Below are 24,961 nucleotides of genomic sequence, written 5' to 3' on the forward strand. Positions count from 1 at the left end.
AATGGCCAGCCTCGAACTCAGAAACGTCGTCAAGCGCTACAAGAGCCAGACCGTCCTCGACAATCTGTCGCTGACCGTCGCCGATGGCGAAACGCTGGTGCTGTTTGGTCCCTCGGGCGCCGGCAAGACGGTGCTGTTGCGGCTGGTCGCCGGCGTCATCGATCCGGACGAAGGCAAGATCCTGGTCGGCGGCGAGGACATGACCGATGTCGACGCGGAATTCCGCGGCGTCGGCATGGCGTTCCAGAATTTCGCGCTGTTTCCGCATATGAGCGCTTTCGACAATATCGCGACGCCGCTGGCGGCCAAGCGCTCGTCGCAGAGCGCGATCAAGGCCGGCGTCGAGAGCGTCGCCAAATTGTTGAAGATCGGCCATGTGCTTTCCCACAAGCCGCGCGCGCTCTCCAACGGCCAGAAGCAGCGCACGGCCCTTGCCCGCGCTTTGGTCGGTTCGCCGCCGCTCCTTCTGCTCGACGACCCCTTGCGCAATGTCGACGCCAAGCTGCGTTTCGAGATGCGGCTCGAACTGCCGCGGCTGCTCGCCGATCGCGGCGCCACCGTCGTTTACGTTACCCAGGACTACAAGGAAGCCATGGCGCTCGGCGACCGCATCGCGGTGATGTCGCAAGGCGTCATCAGGCAGCTTGGCACGCCCGAGCAGATCTATCGTGAGCCGGCCAACGTCGAGATCGCGCGGCTGTTCGGCGATCCGACCATCAACCTGCTCGACGTCAAGCCCGCGCGCGATGCCCGGGGGGGCTATGTCGGCCTGTCCAATGTGCAGGTCCATCTCGCCGATGCTCCCGAGGCCGCCATCGGCCGCGACTGCATCATCGGGCTGAGACCCGAGGCCCTGCATTTCGTCGGCGAAAACGAACCCGGCGCCGTTCCGGTGATCGTCGAGGCGGAGACGCCGCTCAACGAAAAGATCGTTACCCTGGTGCGCACCGTGCGCGGCCGTGAAATCCTGGTCTCGCGCCCGGCCGGAACGCCGGGGCGCAGCGAAGGCAAGGCGCATATCGCCGTCGACGGCAAGAGCGCCCTGCTGTTCGATCGGGCGAGCGGCGAGCGCATCGGCGCCAGGAATGTCGTCAAACTGCGCAACGGAGAAGCGGCATGAGCCCGAGCGCGCTCACCATATCAGGCGTCGACAAGTTCTATGGCCCGATCGACAGGGGCGTTCACGCCGTCAAGAACCTGACGATGGAGATCGGCAAGGGCGAAATCGTGGCGCTGCTCGGCTCGTCGGGCTGCGGCAAGACCTCGACCTTGCGCATGGTTGCCGGCTTCGAGGAGGTGTCGCGTGGCGCGATCGCGGTCGCCGGCCGCAAGGTACACACCTTGCCGCCGGTCAAACGCAATGTGGCGATGGCCTTCGAGGGCTATTCGCTCTATCCGCCGCTCACCGTGCGCGAGAACATGGCCTTTGCCCTCAAGGCCGCAAGGCTGCCCAGGAGCGAGGTCGACGCCAAGGTCGCCAGCATCGCCAAGCTGCTGGAAATCGAGGACATATTGGAGCGCTATCCCAGCTCCATTTCGGGTGGCCAGCAGCAGCGCGCCAGCCTCGGCCGGGCGCTGATCCGCGAGGCCGACCTGCATCTGCTGGACGAGCCGATGGGCCAGCTCGAGCCGCAGCTTCGCGCCGTGCTGCGCGGCCGCATCAAGCACTTCATCAAGGAACGCGGCCTGACCGCGATCCTGGTCACCCACGACCAGACCGAGGCGAATGCGCTGGCCGACCGCATCGCGGTGATGGAGGGCGGCGTGCTGCAGCAGTTCGATACGCCGGACCGGATCAAGGAGCGCCCGGCGAACCTGTTCACCGGCACCTTCGTCGGCGAGCCGCCGATGAACGTCTTCGAGGCCTTTGTCGGCACGACCGCCGGCCGCATCAGTCTCAAGCTGCCCGACGGGCTGTCGCTCGACTATGACAAGGACGCCTTCAGCACTCCGGTTCGCGACCAGCTGCTCAGCCGCGAGCGGGTGGTCATCGGCATCAGGCCCTATGCGGTCAGGCGCTCGAAGGAGGGTGTTCCGGCCAGGGTCTCGGCCAACCAATGGCTCGGCGACCAGACCCACATCGCCGCCGACTTCGCCGGCGGCTCGCTGGTCCTGGTGGAGCATGACCGCACCCGGCTCGACCTCGGCGCGCCCATCAATGTCAGCATCGATCCGAAGAACCTGCACGTCTTCGACCAGGCGAGCGGCAAGGCGATCTCGCACGGCATGGAGCTCGCATGATGCGCGATCTATTAATAGGCATCGATGCCGGCACTTCCGTCATCAAGTCCATCGCTTTCGACACGAAGGGCCGCCAGATCGCGGCCGCGGCAACGCCGAACCATTACGAGACGCTGCCGGGCGGCGGCGCCGAACAGGATCTGGCCCGCACATGGGCCGATGCCGCCACGACCTTGCGCCAGCTTGCCGACAAGGTGCCCGATCTCGCCAGCCGGACCGTCGCCATCGCGGTGACCGGGCAGGGGGACGGCACCTGGCTGATCGACGGCAAGGGCGAGCCGGTGGCCAAGGGTTGGCTCTGGCTCGACGCGCGCGCCGCGGGCGTCGTCGAGGAAATCCGCGCGCGGCCCGATGACCGGCTGCGCTTCGAGAAGACCGGCAGCGGTCTTGCCGCCTGCCAGCAAGGCTCGCAGTTCGCCTTCATGAAGCGCACCATGCCCGAAATGCTCGGCAAGGCCGCGACCGCGTTCCACTGCAAGGATTGGCTCTATTTCAAGCTGACCGGCGAACGCGCCACCGATCCGTCCGAAGGGACCTTCACTTTCGGCGACTTCCGCACCCGTGACTACAGTGGGGACGTGCTCGACGTCCTCGGCGTCGCCGATCTCAGGCACCTGCTGCCGCCGATCGTCGACGGCACGAGCCACAGCGCCGGACTGTCGCCGGCCGCCGCCGAAGTCACCGGCATGCTTGCCGGCACACCCGTCGTGCTCGGTTATGTCGACGTCGTCTGCACCGCGCTCGGCGCCGGCCTCCTCGACCGCGAGCGCAAGCCCGGCTGCTCGATCATCGGTTCCACCGGCATGCACATGCGGCTGGCCGAGACCCCTGATGATGTGCAGCTCAACGAAGCGGCGACCGGCTATACGATGGCGATGCCGGCGCCGGGCGTCTTCGCGCAGATGCAGTCCAACATGGCGGCGACGCTCAACATCGACTGGGTGCTTGGCCTCGCTTCCGGCATCCTCGCCTCGCAAGGCATAACCCGCAGCAATGGCGAGATGATCGCGCTGGTCGATGCCTGGATCGCGGCCTCGCAGCCGGCTTCGCTGCTCTACCAGCCCTACGTGTCGGAAGCCGGCGAGCGCGGACCGTTCGTCGATGCCAATGCCAGGGCAGGCTTCGTCGGCATTTCGTCGCGTCACGGCTACGCCGATCTGGTGCGCGCCGTCTTCGAGGGCTTGGCCTTCGCGGCGCGCGATTGCTACGCCGCCATGGGCCCGCTGCCACGCGAAATTCGCCTGACCGGCGGCGCCGCCAGAAGCCCGGCGCTGCGCAAGATCCTGGGTGCGGCCATTGGTGCCGACACGCGCACCAGCGCGCGAGAGGAGGCCGGTGCGGCCGGTGCCGCAATGATCGCGGCGGTCTGCGTCGGCCAATACGCCTCCATGGACGAATGCGTCGGCGAATGGGTGACGCCGCTGCTCGGCGAGGCCGAGCCGAGCGACCCGGATCTCGCCGCGATCTACGACAGGATGACCCCGTCCTACATGCTGGCGCACCAGGCCCTGCGGCCGGTCTGGCGTGCCATGGCGACATCGCAGGAAAATTGAGAAGTCGAGTATGCTGAGGAAAATAGCGATCATTGGCGACAACTTCATGCTGCCGGAGGTGTTTCGCGCCAAAATCGAGAAGGTGGCCAGTGGCGACCTCGATATCAGGACATTGCAGACGGCCTGGCCCGACGAGCCGATGGAGTTCGGCAACGCCGCGCTCGGCCTCGACAAGGTCAAGGAATATTTCGGCCATCCCGACGAGGTCGTCGACTTCATCGGCGATGCCGAAATCCTCGTCACCCAGCTTGCGCCCCTGTCGGAGGGCATGATGCGGCGCCTGCCGGGGCTCAAGCTGGTCGCGGTGTCGCGCGGCGGCCCGATCAACATCGACATGGAAGCGGCCAGGGTGCACGGCATCACCGTGGTCAATGTGCCCGGCCGCAACGCCACTGCCGTGGCTGAGTTTACCATCGGCGCCATCCTGGCCGAGACGCGGCTGATCCGAGTCGGCCACGAGGCCTTGCGCAAGGGGGAATGGCGCGGCGATCTCTACCGCGCCGACCGCACCGGCCGCGAGCTCGGCGAAATGACCGTCGGCGTGGTCGGCTACGGCAATATCGGCACGAAGGTGGTGCGCCTGCTGCGCGCCTTCGGCTGCCACGTCCTGGTCAGCGATCCCTATGTGCAACTGAGCGCCGAGGATCGCAACGCTGGCGTCGAACTGGTTGCGCTCGACGACCTCCTGTCGCGCTCCGATGTGGTCACGCTGCATTCACGGGTGACGCAGGAGACACGCGGTCTGATCGGCAAGGACACCATCGCGCGGATGAAGCCGGGCGTGATCTTCGTCAATACGGCGCGTGGCCCGCTGGTCGACTACGACGCACTCTACGAGGCGCTGGTTTCAGGGCAGATCGCCAGCGCCATGCTGGAAACCTTCGCGGTCGAACCGGCGCCGTCGGACTGGCCCTTGCTGCAGCTGCCCAACGTGACGCTGACGCCGCATATCGCCGGCGCTTCGGTGCGCACCGTGACCTATGCCGCCGAGCAGGCCGCCGAGGAAGTCCGCCGCTACCTGGCCGGCCTGCCTCCGGTCAATCCGTGCTGAGAGCGATGGCCATGATGCGAAAATCAGGCAGCGGGGTGACGGCAAGATGAGCGTCGGCCCTGACATAGTCGACCTCTTCGTCATCGGCGGCGGCGTCAACGGCGCCGGCATCGCGCGCGACGCCGCCGGCCGCGGGCTTTCCGTCATCCTGTGCGAAAAGGACGATCTCGCGGAAGGCACCAGCTCGCGCTCGGGCAAGCTCGTCCATGGCGGTCTGCGCTACCTCGAATACTACGAGTTCCGCCTCGTGCGCGAGGCGCTGATCGAGCGCGAGGTGCTGCTGGAATCGGCGCCGCACATCATCTGGCCGATGCGCTTCGTGCTGCCGCACAGCCCGGACGACCGGCCGGCATGGCTGGTGCGGCTCGGCCTCTTCCTCTACGACCACCTCGGCGGCCGCAAGCGGCTGCCCGCCACGCGGACGCTAGATCTGCGCACCGCGCCCGAGGGCGCGCCGATCAAGGACAGTTTCAAGCGCGGCTTCGAATATTCCGACTGCTGGGTCGACGATGCCCGCCTCGTCGTCATCAATGCGCTCGACGCGGCCGAACGGGGAGCGAAGGTCCTCACCCGCACCGCCTGCACCGCGGCCCGCCGCGAGGGCGGCCTCTGGGTTGTCGAGATGCGCGACGTCAGGACCGGCATCAAGACCAGTGTACGGGCCCGCGCGCTGATCAATGCCGCCGGCCCTTGGGTCAACGACATCGTCAACCGCGTTGCCGGCCAGAACTCCAGGCGCAATGTCCGCCTCGTCAAGGGCAGCCATATCGTCGTGCCCAAATTCTGGGAGGGAAGGCAGGCTTATCTCGTCCAGAACAACGACAAGCGCGTTATCTTCATCAATCCCTACCAGAACGACCTGGCCTTGATCGGAACCACCGACATCCCCTACGAGGGCCGGCCCGAGGATGTGAGGGCGGATGAGAGCGAGATCGATTACCTCATCAAAGTGGTCAACCGCTATTTCAAGCGCGGCCTTGCGCGGGGCGACGTGGTCCATTCGTTCTCCGGTGTCCGGCCGCTCTATGACGACAACGCCGACAATCCGAGCGCGGTGACGCGCGACTATATTTTCGAACTCGACGCGCCGGACGCGCAGGCGCCACTGCTTTCCGTCTTCGGCGGCAAGATCACCACCTTCCGCAAACTGGCCGAGCATGCGCTGGACAGGATCGCACCGTTCTTTCCCCGCATGGGCAAAGCCTGGACCGCGAAGGCGCATCTGCCCGGCGGCGACATCGCCAATGCCGACTTCGAACAGTTTCTTGGCAACCTCGCAAACGAGTATCCATGGATGCCGGCATCGCTGCTCAAGCATTACGGCCGGCTCTACGGCACCAGGACGCGGTCCGTGGTCGGCGGCGCCCGATCGCTCGCCGCACTGGGGCGGTGCTTCGGCAAGGATTTCTTCGAGCGCGAGGCGAACTACCTCTTCGAACAGGAATGGGCGGAAGACGCGGCCGACATTCTCGAACGGCGCACCAAGCATGGCCTGCATTTGTCCGCCGAGGAGAAGTCGGCCTTCGAGCATTGGTGCGCGAGCCGGCAGGCGAGGGCAGGCTGATGGCGCTCATTGCCCCTGTTCGGCGCCGGCGTTGAAGGGATCGCGACCTTGGCTTTCACGCTCTCCCTCAACACCAATCCGCTGGTCAACCGCTTCGCCGAGCCGGACGACCTGATCGATACCGTCGCCTATGAAATCGGCATTCGCGACGTTCAGCTCACGCATGAATTCGTCAACCCAGGCTGGCCGGCGGCGACGATCGTCAAGTTCGTCCGCCTGTTCCGCAACGCCTTGAATCGCACCGGCGTGCGCGTCACCTCCGGCATGACCGGCCCCTATGGCCGGCTGAACCATTTCGGCCATCCGGATGCCGATGTGCGCCGCTACTATGTCGACTGGTTCAAGACCTTTGCCGACATCTCGGCCGAGCTTGGCGCCAGCGGCATGGGCACGCAGTTCGCCATCTTCACGCATCGGGACTATGACGATCCCGCCCGTCGCGCCAGGCTGTTCGACATCGCGCTGGACTGCTGGCGCGAGGTCGCCGAGCACGCCCGAGCGGCAGGCCTGACCTATCTGTTCTGGGAGCCGATGTCGGTCGGTCGCGAATTCGGTCACACGATCGAGAATTGCCGGATGCTGCAGGACGCGATCGACGCGGCCGGCATGGCCATTCCGCTGGAGATGATGGTCGACATCGACCATGGCGACGTCACTTCCTCCAATCCGGCCGACATCGATCCCTATGCCTGGGCCGAAGCTTTTCCCCTGAAGTCGCCGATCATCCACATCAAGCAATCGTCGATGAACAAGGGTGGCCATTGGCCATTCACCGCGGCCCACAACAAGGACGGCCGCATCACGCCTGAGAAGCTGCTGGAGACGGTGCGGCGCGGCGGCGGTACCGACAACGAAATCTGCCTCGAACTATCCTTCCGCGAGCGCGAGCCGGTCGACCATCAGGTGGTCGCCATGATCCGCGAGTCGGTCGATTATTGGGCACCGTTCATTGACGCCGGCAGGGCCGGGATTTCGCCGAAAGCCGGATAGAAATCGGACAGGAGCCCATGCGGCTCCTGTCCATGAAATGCAACCGGATCGAACTCAGGCGAATTTCGGATCGAGGCTGCCCGACTTGTAGCGCTTGGCCATTTCCGAAACCGGTAGCGGCTTGATCTTCGGCGCATTGCCGGCGGTGCCGAACTGCTCGAAGCGCTCCTTGCAGAGCTTCCTCATCGCCGCCATCGCCGGCGTCAGATATTTGCGCGGATCGAACTCGCTGGGATTTTCGGTCAGCACCTTGCGGATCGCGCCGGTCAGCGCCATGCGGTTGTCGGTGTCGATGTTGATCTTGCGCACGCCATGCTTGATGCCGCGCTGGATCTCTTCCACCGGGACGCCCCAGGTCGGCTTCATCTGGCCGCCATATTTGTTGATGATCTCCTGCAGGTCCTCCGGCACCGAGGACGAGCCGTGCATGACCAGATGCATGTTCGGCAAGCGCCGGTGGATCTCCTCGATCACGTTCATTGCCAGCACCGCGCCGTCGGGCTTGCGCGAGAATTTATAGGCGCCGTGGCTGGTGCCCATGGCCACCGCCAGCGCATCGACATGGGTGTCGCGCACGAACTGTTCGGCCTGCACCGGATCGGTCAGGAGCTGGTCGTGACTGATCGCGCCTTCGACGCCGTGGCCGTCTTCCTGCTCGCCGCCGCCGCTCTCGAGCGAGCCCAGCACGCCGATCTCGCCTTCGACCGACACGCCGCCCCAATGCGCCATGTCGACGACGCGCTTGGTGATGCCGGAATTATAGGCATAGTCGGCCGGCGACTTGCCGTCTTCCTTGAGTGAGCCGTCCATCATCACGGAGGTGAAGCCGTGCTGGATCGCGGTGACGCAGGTGGCTTCGTTGTTGCCATGGTCGAGATGCATGCAGACCGGGATGTCGGGATGGATTTCGACCAGCGCGTCGATCAGCTTGGCCAGCACCACGTCATTGGCATAGGCGCGCGCGCCGCGGCTCGCCTGCAGGATGACCGGGGACTTGGTCTCCTCGGCAGCCTCCATGATGGCGAGGCCCTGTTCCATGTTGTTCATGTTGAAGGCCGGCACGCCATAGCCGTATTCGGCGGCGTGATCGAGCAATTGTCTCAGTGTGATGCGAGCCAACGATTAGTCTCCCGTATCTGGTTTCGAACTGTGGTTGCGGGCCGCCCGCGCATCGTTCAGCCCACCGATGCTTCTGGCCGGAATCCCGCGCAACCGCAACCGTGACAGACCGTCCCGGCAGCAATTCTTGTTACAGCGGCGCGATAAAAGCCGGCGAAATATCCCACAAAAATGTCCCATTATCACAAAAATCATGATACCTATGCGATCATATCTGTTATATCTTCGTTCGATCAAGGAGCCAGGGTTCTGCGTTGGCGGGTCGGCGAGAATGAAGAGCGACAACAGACGCCAAGGCATCATGGACTTCCTGGTGGATGCCGGCGCGGCGAGCGTCGACGATCTTGCCTCCCGCTTTGGCGTCTCCAGGATGACCGTGCATCGCGACCTCGACGAGCTCGAGGAGAGCGGTTTGCTGCGCAAGGTGCGCGGCGGCGCCTCGATCCAGCCGAGCAGTCTGTTTGAAAGCGATTTCCGCTACCGGCAGAAGCAGGCGATCGGGGAAAAACAGCGCCTTGCGGCGGCGGCCGTGACCATGATCGAACCCGGCCAGACGGTCATCATCGACGACGGCTCGACCGCAGGCGGTATCGCACGGTATCTCGTCGATCTCAGGCCACTGACGGTGATCACCAACAATCTCGCCGTCATCCAGGATCTGGCCGGTGCCGCAGGCATCAACCTGATCGCGCTCGGCGGCCAGTACTCGAAGAAATTTCACGGCTTCTTCGGCTTGCTCGCCGAGGCTTCGCTGCGGTCGCTGCGCGCCGATGTCGCCTTCCTGTCGTCGTCCGCCATCCATGGCGCCTCCGCCTTCCATCAGGACCAGGAAGTGGTGCAGGCCAAGCGACTGATGATGGCCGCGGCGACACGCAAATATCTGCTGGTGGATCACGGCAAGTTTGGCCGCAGCGCGCTGCATTTCCTGACCGATCTCAAGGCATTCGACGCCGTCTTCACCGGGCGCGGGCCGGAGCTCGGAATGCGCGACACGCTGGATGCGGCTGGCGTCTCGCTGAGGGTGGTCGCCGACAAGGACTGAGGATCAAGGGGTGTACGCGTGGTTTACTGGGTCGGTACAAGCTGGAAGATGAACAAGACGCTCGCCGAGGCGCTTGATTTTGCAGGCGCACTGGCCGGCTTCGTGGCGGGTTTCGACGATCGCATCCAGCCTTTCGTCGTCCCGCCTTTCACGGCGGTGCGCGAGGTCGGGCAGGCGCTGTCGACGACGCGCGTCAAGGTCGGCGCGCAGAACATGCATTGGGCCGACGCCGGCGCCTGGACCGGCGAGATCTCGCCGGTGATGCTGAACGATTGTGGCCTAGACCTGGTCGAACTCGGCCACAGCGAAAGGCGCGAGCACTTCGGCGAGACCGACCGCACGGTTGGGCTGAAGACGGCGGCGGCGGTCAAGCACGCACTGATACCGCTGATCTGCGTCGGCGAGACGCTGGCCGAGCGCGAAGGCGGCAAGGCCGATGCGGTGCTGACCAGCCAGGTCGAGGGTGCACTGCAATTCCTCGAGGGCGAGGCGAGGGAAGCAAAAATCCTGTTCGCCTACGAGCCGGTCTGGGCGATCGGCGACAAGGGCATTCCGGCCAGTTCCGACTATGCCGACAAGCAGCAGGCGCTGATCAAGAAGGTCGCCGGCGGTCTGCTGCCGTCCGTGCCGCCGGTGCTCTATGGCGGCAGCGTCAATCCCGGCAATGCCGCGGAACTGATCGCTCAGCCCAACATCGACGGCTTGTTCATCGGCCGCTCGGCCTGGCAGGCCGAAGGCTACATCGACATCCTGCGCCGCGCGTCGGCCGCCATCTGAATCATCGAACTGGAAAGGACAAAAAATGAAAATAGCCATTGGAGCCGACAGCGCCGGCAAGCCGCTGCTCGACGTCATATCAGCGCATCTGGCGACCAAGCCGGGGCTCACCGTCAGCGACCTCAGCCAGGCCGGCTTCTATGCCGATCTGTCGCGGAAACTTGCCCAGACGATCGTCAACGGCGAGAACGATCGCGGCATCCTGTTCTGCGGCACCGGCATCGGCGTCTCGATCTCGGCCAACAAGGTGCCGGGCATCCGCGCCGCACTCACCCACGACACCTATTCGGCCGAACGCGCGGCGAAATCCAATAACGCCCAGATCATCACCATGGGCGCCCGCGTCATCGGTCCGGAACTCGCAAAAGCGATCGTCGACACCTGGCTGGCCTCAGAGTTCGACGAGAAGGGCCCGTCGGCCGGCAATGTCCAGGCCATCAACCGGCTCGATGAAGCAAAGCAGGCTTAGAGTAATTCCAGGAAAAGTGTGAACGGTTTTCCCGGGAAAGCGCGAAGCGCTTTCCCTTGGGAATTGCGTAAAAACAAAGAGATAGAGCACCGTTTCCGTGAAACGGTGAACTGCTCTAAGCCAGGCTCGCGCGCAATGCCTCGATGACGGTCACGGCCGATGCGGCGCCGGGGTCGACATGGCCGAGCGAGCGTTCGCCGAGCCGCGAGGAGCGGCCCTTGGCGGCGATCATGTCCTTGGTCGCCTCGGCACCCCGGCGCGCCGCGCCCACTGCCGCGTCGAGACTTTCGGCAAGGCCTTTTCCCGCTGCATTGCTGGCGCCGGCCGCTTCCGCCGCCGGCAACCAGGCGTCGACCATCGTCTTTTCACCGATCTCGGCCTTGCCGCGATCGCGGATGCCTTGCGCCATCGCCTGGAACAGGGCGACGACATCCGCATCAGCCAGCGCCGTCTTGCCCTTGACGGCAGCGGCGGCGCGCATGAAGGCGGTGGCATAGAGCGGGCCCGACGACGCGCCGACCGCGTTGAGGAACGATTTCGCCGCCGTGTTGAGAAGCGCGGTCGGCTCGGTCGCCGCCAAGTCGAGTGGCGCCAGCGCGTCGCGCACGGCATTGAAGCCGAGCGCCATGGCGATGCCGTGATCGGCGTCGCCGATGACGCCGTCGAGCTGGCAGAGCCGGTCCTTGTCGGCTTCGATCGCTACGGCGATCGCATCGAACATTCTCTTCAGGCCAGCGCTATCGATGCTCACGGATCACTCCTCAGCCGGCGCGGAACATGGCGCAGTCGCACGGATGGTCGAGCATGGTCTGCAGCTCGCCATCGAGATGGAACAGCGTCACCGAGGCGCCCGCCATTTCCAGCGACGTGCAGTAATTGCCGACCCAGGTCGCGTGGACCGAAACGCCGATGGCGTCGAGCCTCTGCTTGACCCGGCGGTTCATGATGTAGAGCTCCATCAGCGGCGTCGAACCCAGCGAATTGACCAGCACCGCGACCTTGTCGCCGCGCTTCGGCGCCATCTCGGCGAAAATCTTGTCTAGCATCGCGTCGGTGATTTCGTCGGCGGTCCCGAGCTTGCCGCGGGCGATGCCGGGTTCGCCATGGATGCCCATCCCGATTTCCATCTCGTCCGTGCCGATCTCGAAATTCGGCCGCCGGGTCTGCGGCAGCGAGCAGGGCGACAGTGCCACGCCCATCGTGAAGGTGCGGTCGTTGGCCTTGCGCGCGACGCGCTCGCATTCGTCGAGGGAGAGCATCAGGTCGCAGGCGGCACCGGCCGCCTTGAAGATGAAGAAATTACCCGCGACACCACGGCGCTTCCGCCGCTGGTCACGCGGCGCCGAGGCGACGTCGTCGGTGGTCAGCACCGTGCGCACCTCGATGTCGTCCATGGCGGCCATCTCGGCCGCCATGTCGAAATTCATCACGTCGCCGGCATAGTTGCCGTACATGAACAGCACGCCGGCGCCGCCGCTGATCGCCTTGGTGCATTCGACGATCGGATCGGGCGGCGGCGAGGCAAAGACGTTGCCGACAGCCGCCGCGTCCGCCAGCCCCTTGCCGACAAAGCCGAGAAAGGTCGGCTCGTGGCCGGAGCCGCCGCCGATCACCAGCCCGACCTTGCCGGGCCTCGGTCCATCGCGGGCGATGATCGAGCGCGGACTGCCGTCCACGCTCCCGAGATGGCGAGGATGCGCGGCCAGGATCCCTTCGAGCATTTCGTCGACGGCACGGTTGCCGTCATTGATGATCTTCTTGGTCTGCACCGGCATCCTCCCGAACTCAGTATTTTCCGGGATACTACAGCCCGTTACCGGGATTTCCACCCCGGCAGCGCCGCTTCAGGCCGCGATCTTTTCCCGCGCGGCGAGTATCTGCACACAGGCGTTTGCCGCTTCCTTCCCCTTGACCGTGAAATGCTCGAAGAAGAAGCGATGATGCTCGGCGCTGTCGTGGAAATTGTGGGGCGTGAGCACCGCCGAAAGCACGGGCACGCCGGTCGACAACTGCACGTTCATCATGCCGTCGATAACGGCATTGGCGACGAAGTCGTGTCGGTAGATGCCGCCATTGACGACGAATGCCGTGCCGAGGATCGCGGCGTAGCGGCCGGTCCCGGCAAGCGTCTTGGCATGGAGCGGAATTTCGTAGGCGCCGGGCACGTCGAAGATGTCGACGGCAAAGCGTCCGCCGCCAATCTCGGCCAGTTCCGCCCCAAAGGCTTGCACGCACTGGTCGACGATGTCGGCATGCCAGCGCGCCCTGATGACGGCGATGCGGATTGTTTCATAGTCTTTGTGGGAATGCTGATTCATGGGTCCATCCTTCCGTTTCGAACCAGAATCAGGACGCACGATACGAAATGCGGCCCGCCGGGGCGGTCCGTCTTCCGTTTCGTTCTCTTTCATCCGGACTCTAACCGTCGGCTCCGGAATCACACCGGATCTGCTGACCTCTCCGATACCGGAAAGCGCTCGCGGGCTTCGGCCGAAGCCGTTACCGCCGGTGGGGACTTTCACCCCGCCCTGAGAACATTAACGCGCTTTGTATGGAAGGATGGTGGGGCCGCTGTCAACTACGCGACAGGCCGCTGGCCAATCACGTTGTGCCGACTGGAGCAATGCGACGGGAGGAAAGTTCTAGCGTGTGCGCCATGCCGCCGCGCCAGCGGCAATCAGCATCAGCAAGGCCGCAACTGCCGCGCATGTGGCGAAGCCGAAGCCGGAATAGAGCGGCCCGAAGCCGGTGGTGCCGACGAACACCGCGAGGTAGGTCACCGCGCTGTTCAGCCCCATGATCGTGCCCCGCCGCGACGGATCGAGCGCCGACAGGCGCATCACCAGCACGTTCAGCCCGAAATGGTTGGCAAGCCCCCAGGCAGCCACCATGGCGAGCGTCAAGCCATAGCTGCCGCTGGTCGCGGCGATCGCCACGTAGACGATGGCCACGAGAAGATAGGCGAAAGGCATGACACGCCGGGCGCCCAGGCGATCGATGATGCCGTCGAAGAGCGCCGCGGTGCCAAATCCCGCGCCATAGGCGAGGGCGGCCAGCCCGTTGGCGCTGACCGGCTGCCCCAGCCCGCTGTGGAGGTGGTCGCCAAGATAGCCATAGACACCGTAGAAGGCGGTCATGAAAGCGCCGCAAGCAACCAGGAGGGGCACAATGCCGGGGATGTTCAACGCCGCCAGCGGGGCGGGCGCCGGTCCGGCCTTCCGGACATCCGGGAGCGACGATGCGCTGAGGCCGCCAAGCGCCAGCGCCGCCAGCACGGCCACGGCGACAAAGACGGCGCGCCAGTGCACGAGATCGGCAAGCACCGCCGACAGCGAAACGCCGGCCACCATGCTGAGCGTCCACCCGGTCAGCACCACGCCGATCGTGCCGCTTTCCCGCCCAGGCGGGGCGATGGCCGCGGCACTGGCATAGATTGCCGGCATGGCGACGCCAGCGGCGATCCCAGCGACAAGCTGCGCGGCAACCAGCGCGCTCACCGTTGGCGCGACCGCGCTGCCGACCAAGGCCAATGCCAGTAGCAGCAAGGCCGCCTGCAGCATCCGCCGCGCGCCGAGCCGGTCGATATGGCGTGCCAGGAACAGGGCGCTCGCGGATGTGCCGAGGCCGAACGCGGCCGCCGCCATCATCACCATGGGGACGCTGGTCGAGAACGACACGGCCACTGCCGGAGCGATCGGACCTAGCACAAGGGAATTCGAGCCGATCACGGCGATGCACCCGGTCAAGAGATAGGCGAGGGCCGGGATGGGCGGCCTGGTGTCCGCGCCCAAGGCTGTAGCTTGATCGTTGTTCGACATATCATCATAATGGCCGTATTAAATTCCGTGACAATCGGGAATACCGCTATGGATGAAGAAACAGATGGCATTCCGCGGAACAGGCCGGCGGCCCGGGATGTCGACGCGACCGACCGAAAAATATTAGGCGTTCTCGTCGAAGACGCGACCGTCAGCTATGCCGAGCTCGGCGATCGCGTCGGCCTGTCGCCGCCGGCAGCGCACGAGCGCGTCAAGCGGCTTCGGCGCAGCGGCGCCATTCGCAACACGGCCGCCATCATCGATCCCAACGCGGTGCGAAAGCCGCTGCTCACCTTCGTTCACATAGACACCAGCGGCTGGGGCAAGACCCCGGAACTGATGGCGATCTCGGAATATCCCGAGGTCGAGGAGATCCACACCGTCGCCGGCGATACATGCGTACTACTCAAGGTGCGCACCGAGGACACCAAGGCGCTCGAAGGCCTGCTGTTGCGTCTCTACGAGACACCAGGCGTCACCTCGACGCGCAGCTACGTGGTTCTGGCGACCTATCTCGAACGGCCGGTGCAACCCGGCATCACGGCGCAGTGGCCGACGCCGAAGCACATGGGCAAGCCGTTGTATTGAACGACCTGGCTCGTCGCTTAGCTTCCCAGCCGGATCGTCTCGAAATAGGCGTCGGTGCCGACCTGGCCGCCTTTCAGCGCTATTTCGAGGCCATCGATCTCACCGCCGCCATGGGCGACGCAGAGCGGAGATCCCGGCGATTGCGGCAACGGCATGCGCACAGTCAGCGCGTCGATGGCCAATTGTCCGAGCGCGTGGCTGGACGTATCGCCACCAGCGATCACCGCGCGCTTGAGTTTCTGCTCGGCGATCAGACGGCGCAGGATGGTCCCCAGCGCCCGCCCGAGCGTGTTCCGGGCGCCCTCGATCCGGTCGATCTCGGCGCCGCGATCGGCCTGTGGACCAAGCGCGGTGTAGAGGATGACGCTGCGGCCCTTGGCAAGGCTCGCCAGCCCGGCCGCGACCGCCTGCTCGATCGCTTCGCCGGCGCCCTCGCGGACCAGCCGCATCGCATCCATCTCAATACCCTCGAACCCGTGGGCGAGTGCGTGGCGGATTTGCTTTTCCGTGGTGGGCGAGACGCTGCCCGACACCACGGCGAGCCGATCCACCGGACCGGGCGACGCGAATGCCGCATGCCCCGACACGATGCCTTTGGCGGCCCACTCGGCAAGCAAGGCATATTCGGCGCCGGAGGATCCGACGACAAAACCATGGCCCTTTTCATGGATGCGCCAAAGCAGTTCGCCGACCCGCTGCTGAGTCCGGAGGCTATCGACGTCGAACAGGACGATGTCCTTGTCTCGCAGGATCTGATCGACCGTTTGCGAAAGATCGTCCGCCTGCAGCGCCGCCAGGTCGACCAGACCGGAACTTAGGCTGGTCTGGCGCGAAAGGTGGATGAGCAGGTCGGCCTCGTCCATCGGCGTCACCGGATGCCTGCTCATCACCGGATGCCGGTCGATGCGGAAATACGCGCCGCGGAATGCCGCGAAGAGATTGCCGAAGGCGGTGTAGCGCTTGAGCTGCGGCGCCCCGACCACCATCGGCACGCTCGCTCGGCCGAAAATACGCCTGCCGATTTCGGTGGCGCGGCCAATGCTGCCGACCGCCGGGCTGGAATCGAAGGTAGAGCAGATCTTGTAGTGGCAGATCGCCGCCCCGAGGCCTTTCAGCCATTCGAAGGCCGGCGTCAGGTTTTCCTCCATCCATTGCGGCGTTTCGCTTCGGCTGGTGCCCGCCAATCCAACCGCGCGGCAATGCGAAAATCGCGCCAGCAAGGACGGATCGGGCTGGTTCATGAACAGCACCGTCGGAACGCCGCCGAGCTCAAGCGCCTCCATGACGTCCGTCGAACCGGTAAGGTCGTCGCCATAATAACTGAGGAGCAGGTTTTGCGCGGCCATGCTCATGCTGCCTTGCCGTCGCCGAACTTTTCGATCGATCGGGCCAGTTCGATGTGATCGCGGGCATAGTCCGCCAGCGCAATGCCCTCGACCGCCGCCTGCCAGGCTTGCAGCACGGCCCGCACGCCGGCACCGGGTCCGTCCGGATGGCTGACGATGCCGCCGCCGCAGAGGTAGAGGAGGTCGACCGTGCGGCCGGTGCGCTCATAGGTTTCGGGTGCCTGGCCGCCCCATTGGCCCGAGCAGGCCACGGGCAGCGCGCAATCGTCTGATGAAAACAGCGGCGTCGTCACTGCCTCGAAGGAGCGGATGAAGGAATCGTCCGGCTCCCAATATTTCGAGCCGATGCCGTTGATCTGGAACTGGTCGACGCCGAGCAGCCGCCAGAATTGCTGCCAGACCTTGAAGTCCATGCCGAGGCCGGGGTGGCGTGTGAGAATGTCCCAGCCATTGCGATGGGCATGCAGCACCAAGCCGGAACGCTTCCGCAGAAAAGCCATGCCACCGAAGCCGATCGAGTTGATGTTGACGACCGCGCAATTGCCGCCGGCTTGGAGCACAAGATCGTGGTTGCGCATCATCTCGTCGGGATCGGCATGCGAGATGCCGAAGGCATACATCACCTTCTTGCCGGTCTTCTGCTCATGGTCGAGAATCCCTGGCATGATCGCCTTCACCCGCTCCGCCAGCGGCGAATAGGCAGGGCTCATCAGCTTCTCGTCGTCCTTGATGAAATCGACGCCGGCCTCGATCAGTTCGCTCACCATCGCGGCCGTCTCGTGCGGCCTGAGACCAAGCGCCGGCTTGACGATGGTACCGATGATCGGGCGGCCCTCGACACCGGTCAGCCCGCGGCTGCCCGCAACGCCGAACTGTGGACCCGGATGGGCACCCCGGTATTGTTCCGGCAGCTTCATGTCGATGACGCGGATGCCGGACAGGCCCCTGATCGAATAGGTGCCACCAATGGCAATGGTCATCAGTGCCGACAGGTCGGTGCCGATAGCGTCGAAGGGGAAGGCGATGTCGACATCGGCGCGCCGGAAGGGCCCGCGGCCGGATCCCGGGAGAGAGGGTTGCGTGGCATCCGGCAGGTGCCGGATCGCCAGCACGCGCGCCGCCACGCGCGCCTTCAGCTCCTCGGTCTCGCCCGGCAGCGCGACGAAGGTGCCGGTCGACTGGTCGCTGGCGATCTTGGCGGCCAGCGCCTCGATGCTGCCAGGGGTTTCGATGCGATAGGTAAGCGTGATCATGGTCGGTCGGCCGCTCGAAAAGGGTTCGAAAAAAGTTTCGTCGCGCAGGAAATCTGGTATAATGAGTACATAAGTATTGCAAGAAATATCCGCGCCTCGACAAGAGCGGTGGGCTGCGGCAAAGCTGGAGCGAACCCGCTCCAGGCGCGGGCATTCCGGTAATCCTGCCGGGAATGCTAAACAGGAACCGGGCCAGGGAGTGATTCGTCACGATGAACCGTTCGGAGCCGATCGTCCGGCGCAAACTTTCCGACGAAGTCTTTGCAAGACTGAAGCGGCTGATCACCAGCGGCGAACTGCAGCCGGGCGACGACATGCCGTCCGAGCGCGAGTTGATGGAGCGCTTCGAGGTCGGCCGGCCGGCGATCCGCGAGGCCATGCAGGCGCTGAGCAATATGGGGTTGGTCGCCATCTCGCATGGCGAGCGCGCCAAGGTGCTGCAACTCACCGCCAAGTCGATCATCAAGCAGGTCGACGGTGCGGCCAAGATCATCCTGTCCTCGTCCCGGGACACGCTGGAGCACCTGAAGACCGCGCGCATCTTCTTCGAGCGCGGCATGGTCAGGGAAGCTGCGGAAAGGGCCAAATCAGAGGATGTGCAACTGCTGAAGGCGACCGTGGCCGAGCAGCGCGCCGCGCGCGGCGATTCCGAAGCCTTCATCTCCGCCGACATGAAATTCCATACCCAGATCGCGTCCATTTCAGGCAATCCGATCTATGTCGCCGTCAGCGAAGCCACACTGGGCTGGCTGAAGGAATACCACACCGAAATGCTGATCTGGACCGGCAAGGAAAAATACACGCTGACCGAGCACGAAGAGATCATCGACCGCATCGAGCACGGGGATGCCGACGGCGCCGAGAAGGCGATGATCAAGCACCTCGAGCGCTCGCGTGCGCTCTATGTGATGAATTCCGAGAAGTAACCGATCCTGGTAATCGCATAGGGAGACATCACGAGATCGCCCCGGCCAAGCGCGGAAGCGTCGACCCGCATGTCGTTCGGTGTCAGGTTCGCCAGCCAGACGATGGTCTCGCCCGACGCGGAGCGGCCGGCCAGCGCCAGGACCCGCGTCTCGTCGCTCGTCATGGCGGAAACATGCGTCAGCCCGGCCAACTCACAAAGCCCTTTGACGGCCTGGAAAATCGGCCGCGGCGATCCCTCTGCGACGGGTTCGCCCGATCCCGCGACCACGCCGAACGGTCCGGCGAAACTGGACAGTGTCAGCATCTCCAGTCCCGCCGGTGCGACGCGCGCGGCATAGCCGATCGTCCATGCGGCGGCGAACTGCGCGGCGTGGCGGGGGTCGCGGTTCGCCATGGCGATGCGCTGTCCCTGAGGATTGTCCTTGGTCGCACCACCATAAGGGTTCTGGCGCATGGCGATCGTCGATGGTCCGATCCGGTACGGCTTTGTCCCGAAGATCGCCCGCGTGGACCGGGTGATGAAGGGCAGCGCCTCCAGCGATTGCATCACGCTGAGATCGTCGGCGGCGTGCACGATCGGATTGGTGCAGTGGGTGATGAAATCGAGCTGGCCGGCTGGAACACGCTTGCGGTTGAGTTCGGTGAAATAGCTGAACATGCCGCCGCCGAGGCGGAGGCCGGGAAAGGCCCGGCGGGCGGCCGCGTAGACGTCCTCGAGCGGTGGGCATGCCGGCCACGCACTGCCCGGCGGCGTCGACTGGCGGTCGACTGCAGGCGATACCGCGATGGCGTCGAGCCGCAGGCCTGCCCGGCACACCATGTCGGCGATCTCGGAAAGTTCGGCGTCCAGATCGCCGGCACAAGCGACCACGCACTCCAGCGTCGTCGAAACAGGATAGGCGGCCGCCAGCCGGGCATGGGCGCGCAGCGCCTCGCGGCCGTGACCACGCGTCGGGTCGAAGTGGAAAAGCAGTTGCCGGGGACCGAGCCCTCGCAGCAACGGCAGGTCGGCAAGTGCCGCCTCGATCTCCTCGGGATAGACCACGATGCCGATATCGGGCAGCTTCGCGCCGGCTTGCCCGAGCTCGACGCGGACCGGTTCGGCCGGCGCCGCCGAGGCAGGCACATTGGCATCGCCGGTGATGCGCAGGCTGATCGTCTGGCGCATCGGTTCGCCGGCTGGCAGCACATACGGCCATGGCAGCGCCAGCGGCCGCACATAGGTCTTGTAGGAGGCGTCGGACCAGTTGCGCTGGTCCTCCATCTCGAATGCGTCGCCTTCCATCCGGCATTGCGCGACAACGCCGGGCCGCACCTGATGCGTGATGGCGCGCAAATCCTTGAACGGCTGCCAGGGGTCGATCAGATCGGGGAGTTCCGTCTCGACCACGCTGCCGTCGGTGTGCTCGACGGTCATCGGGCTGCCGGCGAGGCCGGCGATCGGGTGCAGGATGCAGAAGCCGCAGCGGTTGGTTTCGAAATCGCTCTCGGGGACCGCGGTCACATCGAAGACCAGCCTGCCGTCGGCGGACCCTTCGATCGTCGCGTGGAAGCCGAGCCGGCTGCCGTCCGGACTGAGGCAGCTTGCCGCGTAGCCGACGGAGAAACGGTCGTCCTTCTGGTCGATGGTCAGGTCCGTCAGGTCGGGCTCATAGGTGCCCCAGTCGCGGTCGCGCACGATATAGGCGATGGCGCGCAGCACTTCGGTGCCGCCGTGGCGGATGGTGCGCAAATTGCCGTTGACCAGTTCCGCGCTCAATGCGCCCGCACGCAGCGTGACCGGCTTGGGCTCGGCCGCGCGCGTGCCGTAGAGCTGGAAAGCGTCCGCCGTCATCTGAGCAGCGCGTCGATCTGCACCGGTTCTCGGCTGGCGGCACCCGCATAGGCAGCCTCGACCAGGGCGAATGTCCTAAGATTGTCCGCGCCTGAAGTCGCCGGTTCCTGGCCTGATGCAAGGCAGTCGACCCAGTGCCGCTGGATGGCGGCAACGCTTTCCTGGATGTTGTGCCACGGTCGCGAGGCCCAGGGCAGCAGCGGCGGCGAGACGTCGCTCACCCTGGTTCCGCTCTTGCCGGTGACGGTCAGCCGGTAGCCTTGCGCCAGCCGGATCGTGCCGTCGCTGCCATCGAGTTCGATGAGCGTCTCCGGGAACGGCTCCGCGGCAAGCTTGGTCGCATAACTGCAATCGACCACCGAGGTGGCGCCGCCAGCGTGGTCCATGAGGATCGTGGCGACATCCTCGCCGGCGATGGCCGGGTTGATGCGTTTGGTCCGCGCGGTCAGGCTCGACACATCGCCGAGCAGGAAGCGGGCGATATCGAGGATGTGGATGCCGAGGTCCTCGATGATGAAGCGCTTGCCCGTCGCGAGATAGGGCTGGCCGGAAAACACGTCATAGCCGGAGCGGAAGGAGATGCGTCCGAAGAAGGGCGTGCCGATCTCGCCGCTGTCGAGCACCGCGCGCACCGCCTGGATCGGCGATTGCCAGCGAAAATTCTCATGCACCATCAGCGGTACGCCGGCATCCGCGCAAGCCTTCACCATCGCCTTGGCATCGCCAAGCGTTGGCGCGAATGGTTTCTGGCAGATCACGGGAACGCCGTGCGCGGCCGCCATCTCGACCAGCGGCCGATGGCTGCCGACCGTGGTGGCAATGTCGACGAAGTCGAGCGTCTCGGCGGTGAAAAGTTCCGCCGCGTCGGTGTAGCGCCGCGTCACGCCGAACTGGTCGCCGACTATCTTGAGCCGCTCGGGATCGCGGTCGCAGATAGCGACGATCGAAGCGCCCTCTATGTCGTGCCAGGCATGCATCTGGTTGACGGCGAAGAAGCCGCAGCCGATCAGCGCTCCACTTAAGCTCGCCATGCTCAACCCGCCTTGGCCATCTGCATCAGGGTGACGCGCTGCTGCAGCCGGCGCTGCGCCTGGTCGACGACGACGGCGACGATGATGACCAGCCCCTTGATCACCATCTGCCAGAACGAACTTACGCCCATCATCACCAACCCGTCCGACAGGATGCCGATGACGAAGGCGCCGACTATGGTGCCGCCGATCGTGCCGCGCCCGCCCGACATCGAGGTGCCGCCGAGCACCGCCGCGGCGATGGCGTTCAATTCGAAGCTCTCGCCCGTCGCCGGATGCGAGGCCATCAGCTCCGAGGAGATGATCAGGCCGACGATCGCGGCGCAGAAGCCGGAGAACATGTAGACGAACATCTTGACCATGTTGACGCGCACGCCCGAGATCCGCGCCGCCCGCTCATTGCCGCCGACGGCGAAGATGTGCCGGCCGAGCGGGGTGTAGCGCGCGAGATAGGCAGCCCCCAGCGCCACCACGATCAGAATCCAGATCGACACCGGCAGGCCGAGCAGCCGGCCGGCGCCGAGGAAGCCGAAGCCGGTGGTGCCGAGTTCCGGCTTGCCGACCAGGTTGGGGAAGGTGCGGCCGTCGGAGGACAGCAGCGCGAAACCGCGCGCGACATAGAGCACGCCGAGCGTGGCGATGAAGGGTGCGACGTTGAGCCTGGTGATCAGCAGCCCGTTGACGGCGCCGATCGCTATGCCGACCAGAAGCGTGATCAGGGCGATCTCGACGACGTTGAAATAGATGGTGTAGCCGATCTGCAGGTCGATGCCGTTGAGCACGAGATAGCCGGCCACCATGCCGCACAGGCCGACGATCGAGCCGACCGAAAGATCAATGCCGCCGGTGATGATGACGAAGGTCATGCCCATGGCTAGGAAGGCGTTGAGCGCCACGTGCTTGGCCATCAGGATCAGGTTCGCCGCAGACAGGAAGTTCGGCGCGGCGATCGAGAAGAACACCAGGACCGCGATCAGCGCGATAAAGGTCCTGAGCTTCATCAGCGTCAGCAGCGCCGAGCCGCTGGTAGCGGAAGGAGCGGTCGCCTTGGCCGGAATGTCAGTCATCAGCGTTGCTCCCCATGTGCGGCCGGTCCGTGGCCCAGCGCCGACGCGGCGACGATCGCCGCCTCCGTCGCTTCGGTGCGGTCGAACATGCCGGTCAATCTGCCATTGCTCATCACCGCGATGCGGTCGGACAGCGCCATCACTTCGTCGAGGTCGGAGGTGGCGAACAGGATGCCCAGCCCGTCGCGCGAAAGCTTGCGCATGGTGCGGAAGACATCGGCCTTGGCGCCGACATCGATGCCACGGCTGGGCTCGTCCATCAGAAGCACTTTCGGTCCGGTGAGCAGCGCCTTGCCGATCACCACCTTCTGCTGGTTGCCGCCCGACAGCGACGAGACTTCCTGCGCCGGGTCGGCGACCTTGATTGCGAGTTCCCGCACCATCTGCATCACGGCCTGCCGCTCGGCGCCGCCTCGGATATGGAACAGGCGCACGAAGCGCGACAGGCTCGCCAGCGTCAGGTTGCTGGCCACCGAGAGGATCGACACCAAACCTTCGCGCTGGCGGTCCTCGGGGATCAGGGCAAGCCCGCGCTGCATGCGGCGCGTCGTGTCGCGCTCCTTCACTTGCCTGCCGGCGATGAAGATCTTGCCGCTGGCATGGCCGTGGCGGCCCATGATGCAGTCGAACAATTCGCTGCGCCCGGCGCCCATCAGCCCGTATATGCCGAGGATTTCGCCGGCGCGCAGCGACAGCGAGACATGGTCGACCGCCAGTCCGCCGGTGACGCGCGGCAGGCAGATCTCCTCGGCGCGGAAGATTTCCTCGCCTGGCTGGTGGCCGTCGGCCTTGGCGAAATCCTTGGCGTCCGAGCCGATCATCTGCCGCACGATCCACTGCGTGTCGACGTTCTTCATTTCCTCCTGGCCGGTGATGCGCCCGTCGCGCAGCACGGTGACCGTATCGCCGATGCGGATCAGTTCTTCCAGCCGGTGCGAGATGTAGACGATAGCGACGCCGCGCGCCTTGAGGTCGGCGATCACCTTGAACAGGATTTCGACTTCCGTGGCACTCAGCGCCGAGGTCGGCTCGTCCATGATCAGGATCTTGGCGTCGAGCGATACCGCTTTGGCGATCTCGACCAGCTGCTGCTGGCCGATGCGCAAGTCCTCGACCAGCATGTCTGGCCGGATGCCGGCCTCGAGCCGGTCGAGGAATTCGCCCGCCCGCTTTTCCTGTGTCTTGCGATCGATCTTGCCCAGCCGGTTGGTGATCTCGCGTGTGGCGAAGATGTTCTCGGCCACGGTCATATTGCCGAACAGGTTCAGCTCCTGGAACACCATGCCGATGCCGCGCGCGACCGCGTCTCCCGACGAGGAGAAGGAAACCTCTTCGCCTTCGAGCAGGATACGGCCGAGGGTCGGCTGCTCGACGCCGGCGATGATCTTCATCAGCGTCGACTTGCCGGCGCCGTTTTCGCCGACCAGCACGTTGACGGCCCCCTTGTGCACCTCGAAGTTCGCCTGCTTGACCGCGACCGTGCCGGCATAAACCTTCGAGACGTCCTCCAGCTTGAGGATAACCTCGTGAGCGGGGCTCATGGCTTCGGCCCGATCTCGGCCTCCGCCGGGGTCACCAGCGGCAGGTCCTGGCCGCCTTCGATCGTATAGGCGCCGATCACCTTGGCGGTGCGGCCCTCAAGCGCCTCGCGAGGCAGTTTGGACAGCACGGTCTTACCGGCATAGGCGTTGAAGGCCTTGCCGAACTGGGCGAAGTCGATCTGATTGGTGAAGTCGTTGAACTGGACGAAATCGAGGCTGTCTCTAAGTGCAGTGCCGCGTATCGCCGGCCCGATCTGGACGCGCGCATCGGCCTTGTCGTCGCCGTCCACGTCGACATCCATCGTTGCCGCGCGCGACTGCGTGTTGGCGGCGACGATCTTGCCCTCGACGCGGACCGCGAAGGTCCATGGCGAATTCGCCTGCTTCCTTGGATTGCCGTATTTGGCGCCGGCCGCCGCCGGATCGGTTTTCGCCAAGGCATGGACCTCGGCGAACGGCCCAGCCTTCTGCCTGAGGTAGGGGATGACCTTCGGGGCCCAGATGTCCTCGACCATCTTGTCCGGGTTAAAGGCAGACGCGCTGTTTTCACTCTGCGCCACCGGCGTCGGCAGGATTTTGCAACCGCCGAGGCCAAGGCCCGCGAGCGCGACAAGCGTCAGCCAACTAAAAGGGGTTAGCCAGGTCAATGTCTTCGGCATGGCGGTCAAAAGCACCCGGAACGTGAAATTAGAGCAATTCCAGGAAAACTGTGAAACGGTTTCCCGTCCGGAATTGCATCAAAATAAAGCA

At 65.0% G+C, this 24,961-nt stretch carries 23 protein-coding genes and 1 riboswitch; of the genes, 11 read left to right on the forward strand and 12 right to left on the reverse strand.

Translation table 11 applies throughout. The annotated features are described in order from the left end of the window. Position 1 precedes the first annotated feature (1 nt). From FJ936_RS10870 to FJ936_RS10895, 6 genes are read left to right on the forward strand one after another with little or no spacing between them, the layout of a single operon-like run. Positions 2-1,120, forward strand: coding sequence for an ABC transporter ATP-binding protein (locus FJ936_RS10870; protein ID WP_141906559.1), 1,119 nt, complete (start codon positions 2-4; stop codon positions 1,118-1,120). Continuing rightward, complete coding sequence (locus FJ936_RS10875) at positions 1,117-2,241, forward strand: ABC transporter ATP-binding protein (RefSeq protein ID WP_141906560.1); 1,125 nt, start codon at positions 1,117-1,119, stop codon at positions 2,239-2,241. Before FJ936_RS10870 ends, FJ936_RS10875 begins: the two co-directional genes overlap by 4 nt. Beyond that, a complete protein-coding gene (locus FJ936_RS10880) occupies positions 2,241-3,794 on the forward strand; it encodes an FGGY-family carbohydrate kinase (RefSeq protein ID WP_041163902.1) in 1,554 nt (517 codons plus the stop codon). Before FJ936_RS10875 ends, FJ936_RS10880 begins: the two co-directional genes overlap by 1 nt. Positions 3,795-3,804: 10 nt before the next feature. Beyond that, positions 3,805-4,845 (forward strand): 2-hydroxyacid dehydrogenase, encoded by a 1,041-nt coding sequence (locus FJ936_RS10885; protein ID WP_181763120.1) that lies wholly within the window; start codon positions 3,805-3,807, stop codon positions 4,843-4,845. A gap of 46 nt (positions 4,846-4,891) precedes the next feature. Next, complete coding sequence (locus FJ936_RS10890) at positions 4,892-6,409, forward strand: glycerol-3-phosphate dehydrogenase (RefSeq protein ID WP_140787988.1); 1,518 nt, start codon at positions 4,892-4,894, stop codon at positions 6,407-6,409. Positions 6,410-6,457: 48 nt separating this feature from the next. Beyond that, complete coding sequence (locus FJ936_RS10895) at positions 6,458-7,399, forward strand: TIM barrel protein (RefSeq protein ID WP_140661507.1); 942 nt, start codon at positions 6,458-6,460, stop codon at positions 7,397-7,399. A 54-nt stretch (positions 7,400-7,453) separates the two neighbouring features. Here FJ936_RS10895 and fba read toward each other — a convergent pair whose 3' ends face one another. Next, entirely contained in the window at positions 7,454-8,518 is a 1,065-nt protein-coding gene (gene fba, locus FJ936_RS10900) for a class II fructose-bisphosphate aldolase (RefSeq protein WP_015318960.1), read from the reverse strand. A gap of 271 nt (positions 8,519-8,789) precedes the next feature. Between fba and FJ936_RS10905 the strand changes: the two genes are divergently transcribed. Genes FJ936_RS10905 through FJ936_RS10915 form a run of 3 tightly spaced genes read left to right on the forward strand, consistent with a single transcriptional unit; the run spans position 8,790 to position 10,806 of the window. Beyond that, entirely contained in the window at positions 8,790-9,560 is a 771-nt protein-coding gene (locus tag FJ936_RS10905; RefSeq protein ID WP_140661506.1) for a DeoR/GlpR family DNA-binding transcription regulator, read from the forward strand. An 18-nt stretch (positions 9,561-9,578) separates the two neighbouring features. Continuing rightward, positions 9,579-10,337: a triose-phosphate isomerase gene (locus tag FJ936_RS10910; protein ID WP_141906561.1), complete on the forward strand. Its 759-nt coding sequence runs from the start codon at positions 9,579-9,581 to the stop codon at positions 10,335-10,337. Between the two features lie 25 nt (positions 10,338-10,362). Beyond that, complete coding sequence (locus FJ936_RS10915; RefSeq protein ID WP_140787991.1) at positions 10,363-10,806, forward strand: RpiB/LacA/LacB family sugar-phosphate isomerase; 444 nt, start codon at positions 10,363-10,365, stop codon at positions 10,804-10,806. 115 nt (positions 10,807-10,921) lie between these two features. Here FJ936_RS10915 and dhaL read toward each other — a convergent pair whose 3' ends face one another. From dhaL to FJ936_RS10935, 4 genes are all read right to left on the reverse strand, one after another. Continuing rightward, positions 10,922-11,557, reverse strand: coding sequence for a dihydroxyacetone kinase subunit DhaL (dhaL, locus tag FJ936_RS10920; protein WP_181763121.1), 636 nt, complete (start codon positions 11,555-11,557; stop codon positions 10,922-10,924). 10 nt (positions 11,558-11,567) lie between these two features. Further along, positions 11,568-12,575, reverse strand: coding sequence for a dihydroxyacetone kinase subunit DhaK (locus FJ936_RS10925; RefSeq protein ID WP_140787993.1), 1,008 nt, complete (start codon positions 12,573-12,575; stop codon positions 11,568-11,570). A 75-nt stretch (positions 12,576-12,650) separates the two neighbouring features. Continuing rightward, positions 12,651-13,124 (reverse strand): 6,7-dimethyl-8-ribityllumazine synthase, encoded by a 474-nt coding sequence (locus FJ936_RS10930; protein WP_015318954.1) that lies wholly within the window; start codon positions 13,122-13,124, stop codon positions 12,651-12,653. Between the two features lie 77 nt (positions 13,125-13,201). Next, positions 13,202-13,346: riboswitch (FMN riboswitch) on the reverse strand. A 102-nt stretch (positions 13,347-13,448) separates the two neighbouring features. Then, the gene (locus FJ936_RS10935; RefSeq protein WP_140787995.1) at positions 13,449-14,624 is read right to left on the reverse strand and encodes an MFS transporter; all 1,176 of its coding nucleotides are present in this window, start codon (positions 14,622-14,624) and stop codon (positions 13,449-13,451) included. Between the two features lie 48 nt (positions 14,625-14,672). Here FJ936_RS10935 and FJ936_RS10940 point away from each other — a divergent pair, with 48 nt between their 5' ends. Continuing rightward, positions 14,673-15,212, forward strand: a complete 540-nt coding sequence (locus FJ936_RS10940) for an Lrp/AsnC family transcriptional regulator (protein WP_015318952.1) — start codon at positions 14,673-14,675, stop codon at positions 15,210-15,212. Between the two features lie 17 nt (positions 15,213-15,229). On the opposite strand, the gene FJ936_RS10945 is transcribed toward FJ936_RS10940, so the two are convergent. Together FJ936_RS10945 and oiaX are read right to left on the reverse strand one after the other, a co-directional pair. Next, positions 15,230-16,558: a four-carbon acid sugar kinase family protein gene (locus tag FJ936_RS10945; protein WP_141906562.1), complete on the reverse strand. Its 1,329-nt coding sequence runs from the start codon at positions 16,556-16,558 to the stop codon at positions 15,230-15,232. Positions 16,559-16,560: 2 nt separating this feature from the next. Beyond that, positions 16,561-17,811 carry a 3-oxo-isoapionate-4-phosphate decarboxylase OiaX gene (gene oiaX / locus FJ936_RS10950; protein WP_140787999.1) on the reverse strand — a complete coding sequence of 417 codons (1,251 nt, stop codon included), beginning with the start codon at positions 17,809-17,811 and terminating at the stop codon, positions 16,561-16,563. Between the two features lie 212 nt (positions 17,812-18,023). Here oiaX and FJ936_RS10955 point away from each other — a divergent pair, with 212 nt between their 5' ends. Next, positions 18,024-18,737 carry a transcriptional regulator NanR gene (locus FJ936_RS10955; RefSeq protein ID WP_140617398.1) on the forward strand — a complete coding sequence of 238 codons (714 nt, stop codon included), beginning with the start codon at positions 18,024-18,026 and terminating at the stop codon, positions 18,735-18,737. On the opposite strand, the gene FJ936_RS10960 is transcribed toward FJ936_RS10955, so the two are convergent. From FJ936_RS10960 to FJ936_RS10980, 5 genes are read right to left on the reverse strand one after another with little or no spacing between them, the layout of a single operon-like run. Beyond that, on the reverse strand, positions 18,713-20,572 hold the full coding sequence (locus FJ936_RS10960) for a hypothetical protein (protein ID WP_140788001.1): 1,860 nt from the start codon (positions 20,570-20,572) through the stop codon (positions 18,713-18,715). The two genes, FJ936_RS10955 and FJ936_RS10960, sit on opposite strands and share 25 nt — an antisense overlap. Continuing rightward, positions 20,569-21,603: a Gfo/Idh/MocA family oxidoreductase gene (locus FJ936_RS10965; protein WP_141906563.1), complete on the reverse strand. Its 1,035-nt coding sequence runs from the start codon at positions 21,601-21,603 to the stop codon at positions 20,569-20,571. The genes FJ936_RS10960 and FJ936_RS10965 overlap by 4 nt, the downstream gene beginning before the upstream one ends. A 2-nt stretch (positions 21,604-21,605) precedes the next feature. Beyond that, a complete protein-coding gene (locus FJ936_RS10970; RefSeq protein WP_140788005.1) occupies positions 21,606-22,670 on the reverse strand; it encodes an ABC transporter permease in 1,065 nt (354 codons plus the stop codon). Beyond that, positions 22,670-24,211 carry a sugar ABC transporter ATP-binding protein gene (locus FJ936_RS10975; RefSeq protein ID WP_140788007.1) on the reverse strand — a complete coding sequence of 514 codons (1,542 nt, stop codon included), beginning with the start codon at positions 24,209-24,211 and terminating at the stop codon, positions 22,670-22,672. Before FJ936_RS10975 ends, FJ936_RS10970 begins: the two co-directional genes overlap by 1 nt. Continuing rightward, complete coding sequence (locus FJ936_RS10980; RefSeq protein WP_015318944.1) at positions 24,208-24,870, reverse strand: DUF2291 family protein; 663 nt, start codon at positions 24,868-24,870, stop codon at positions 24,208-24,210. The genes FJ936_RS10975 and FJ936_RS10980 overlap by 4 nt, the downstream gene beginning before the upstream one ends. Between the last annotated feature and the right edge of the window lie 91 nt (positions 24,871-24,961).

The sequence above is a fragment of the Mesorhizobium sp. B2-4-13 genome (genome assembly GCF_006658535.1).
Lineage (GTDB): Bacteria > Pseudomonadota > Alphaproteobacteria > Rhizobiales > Rhizobiaceae > Mesorhizobium > Mesorhizobium australicum.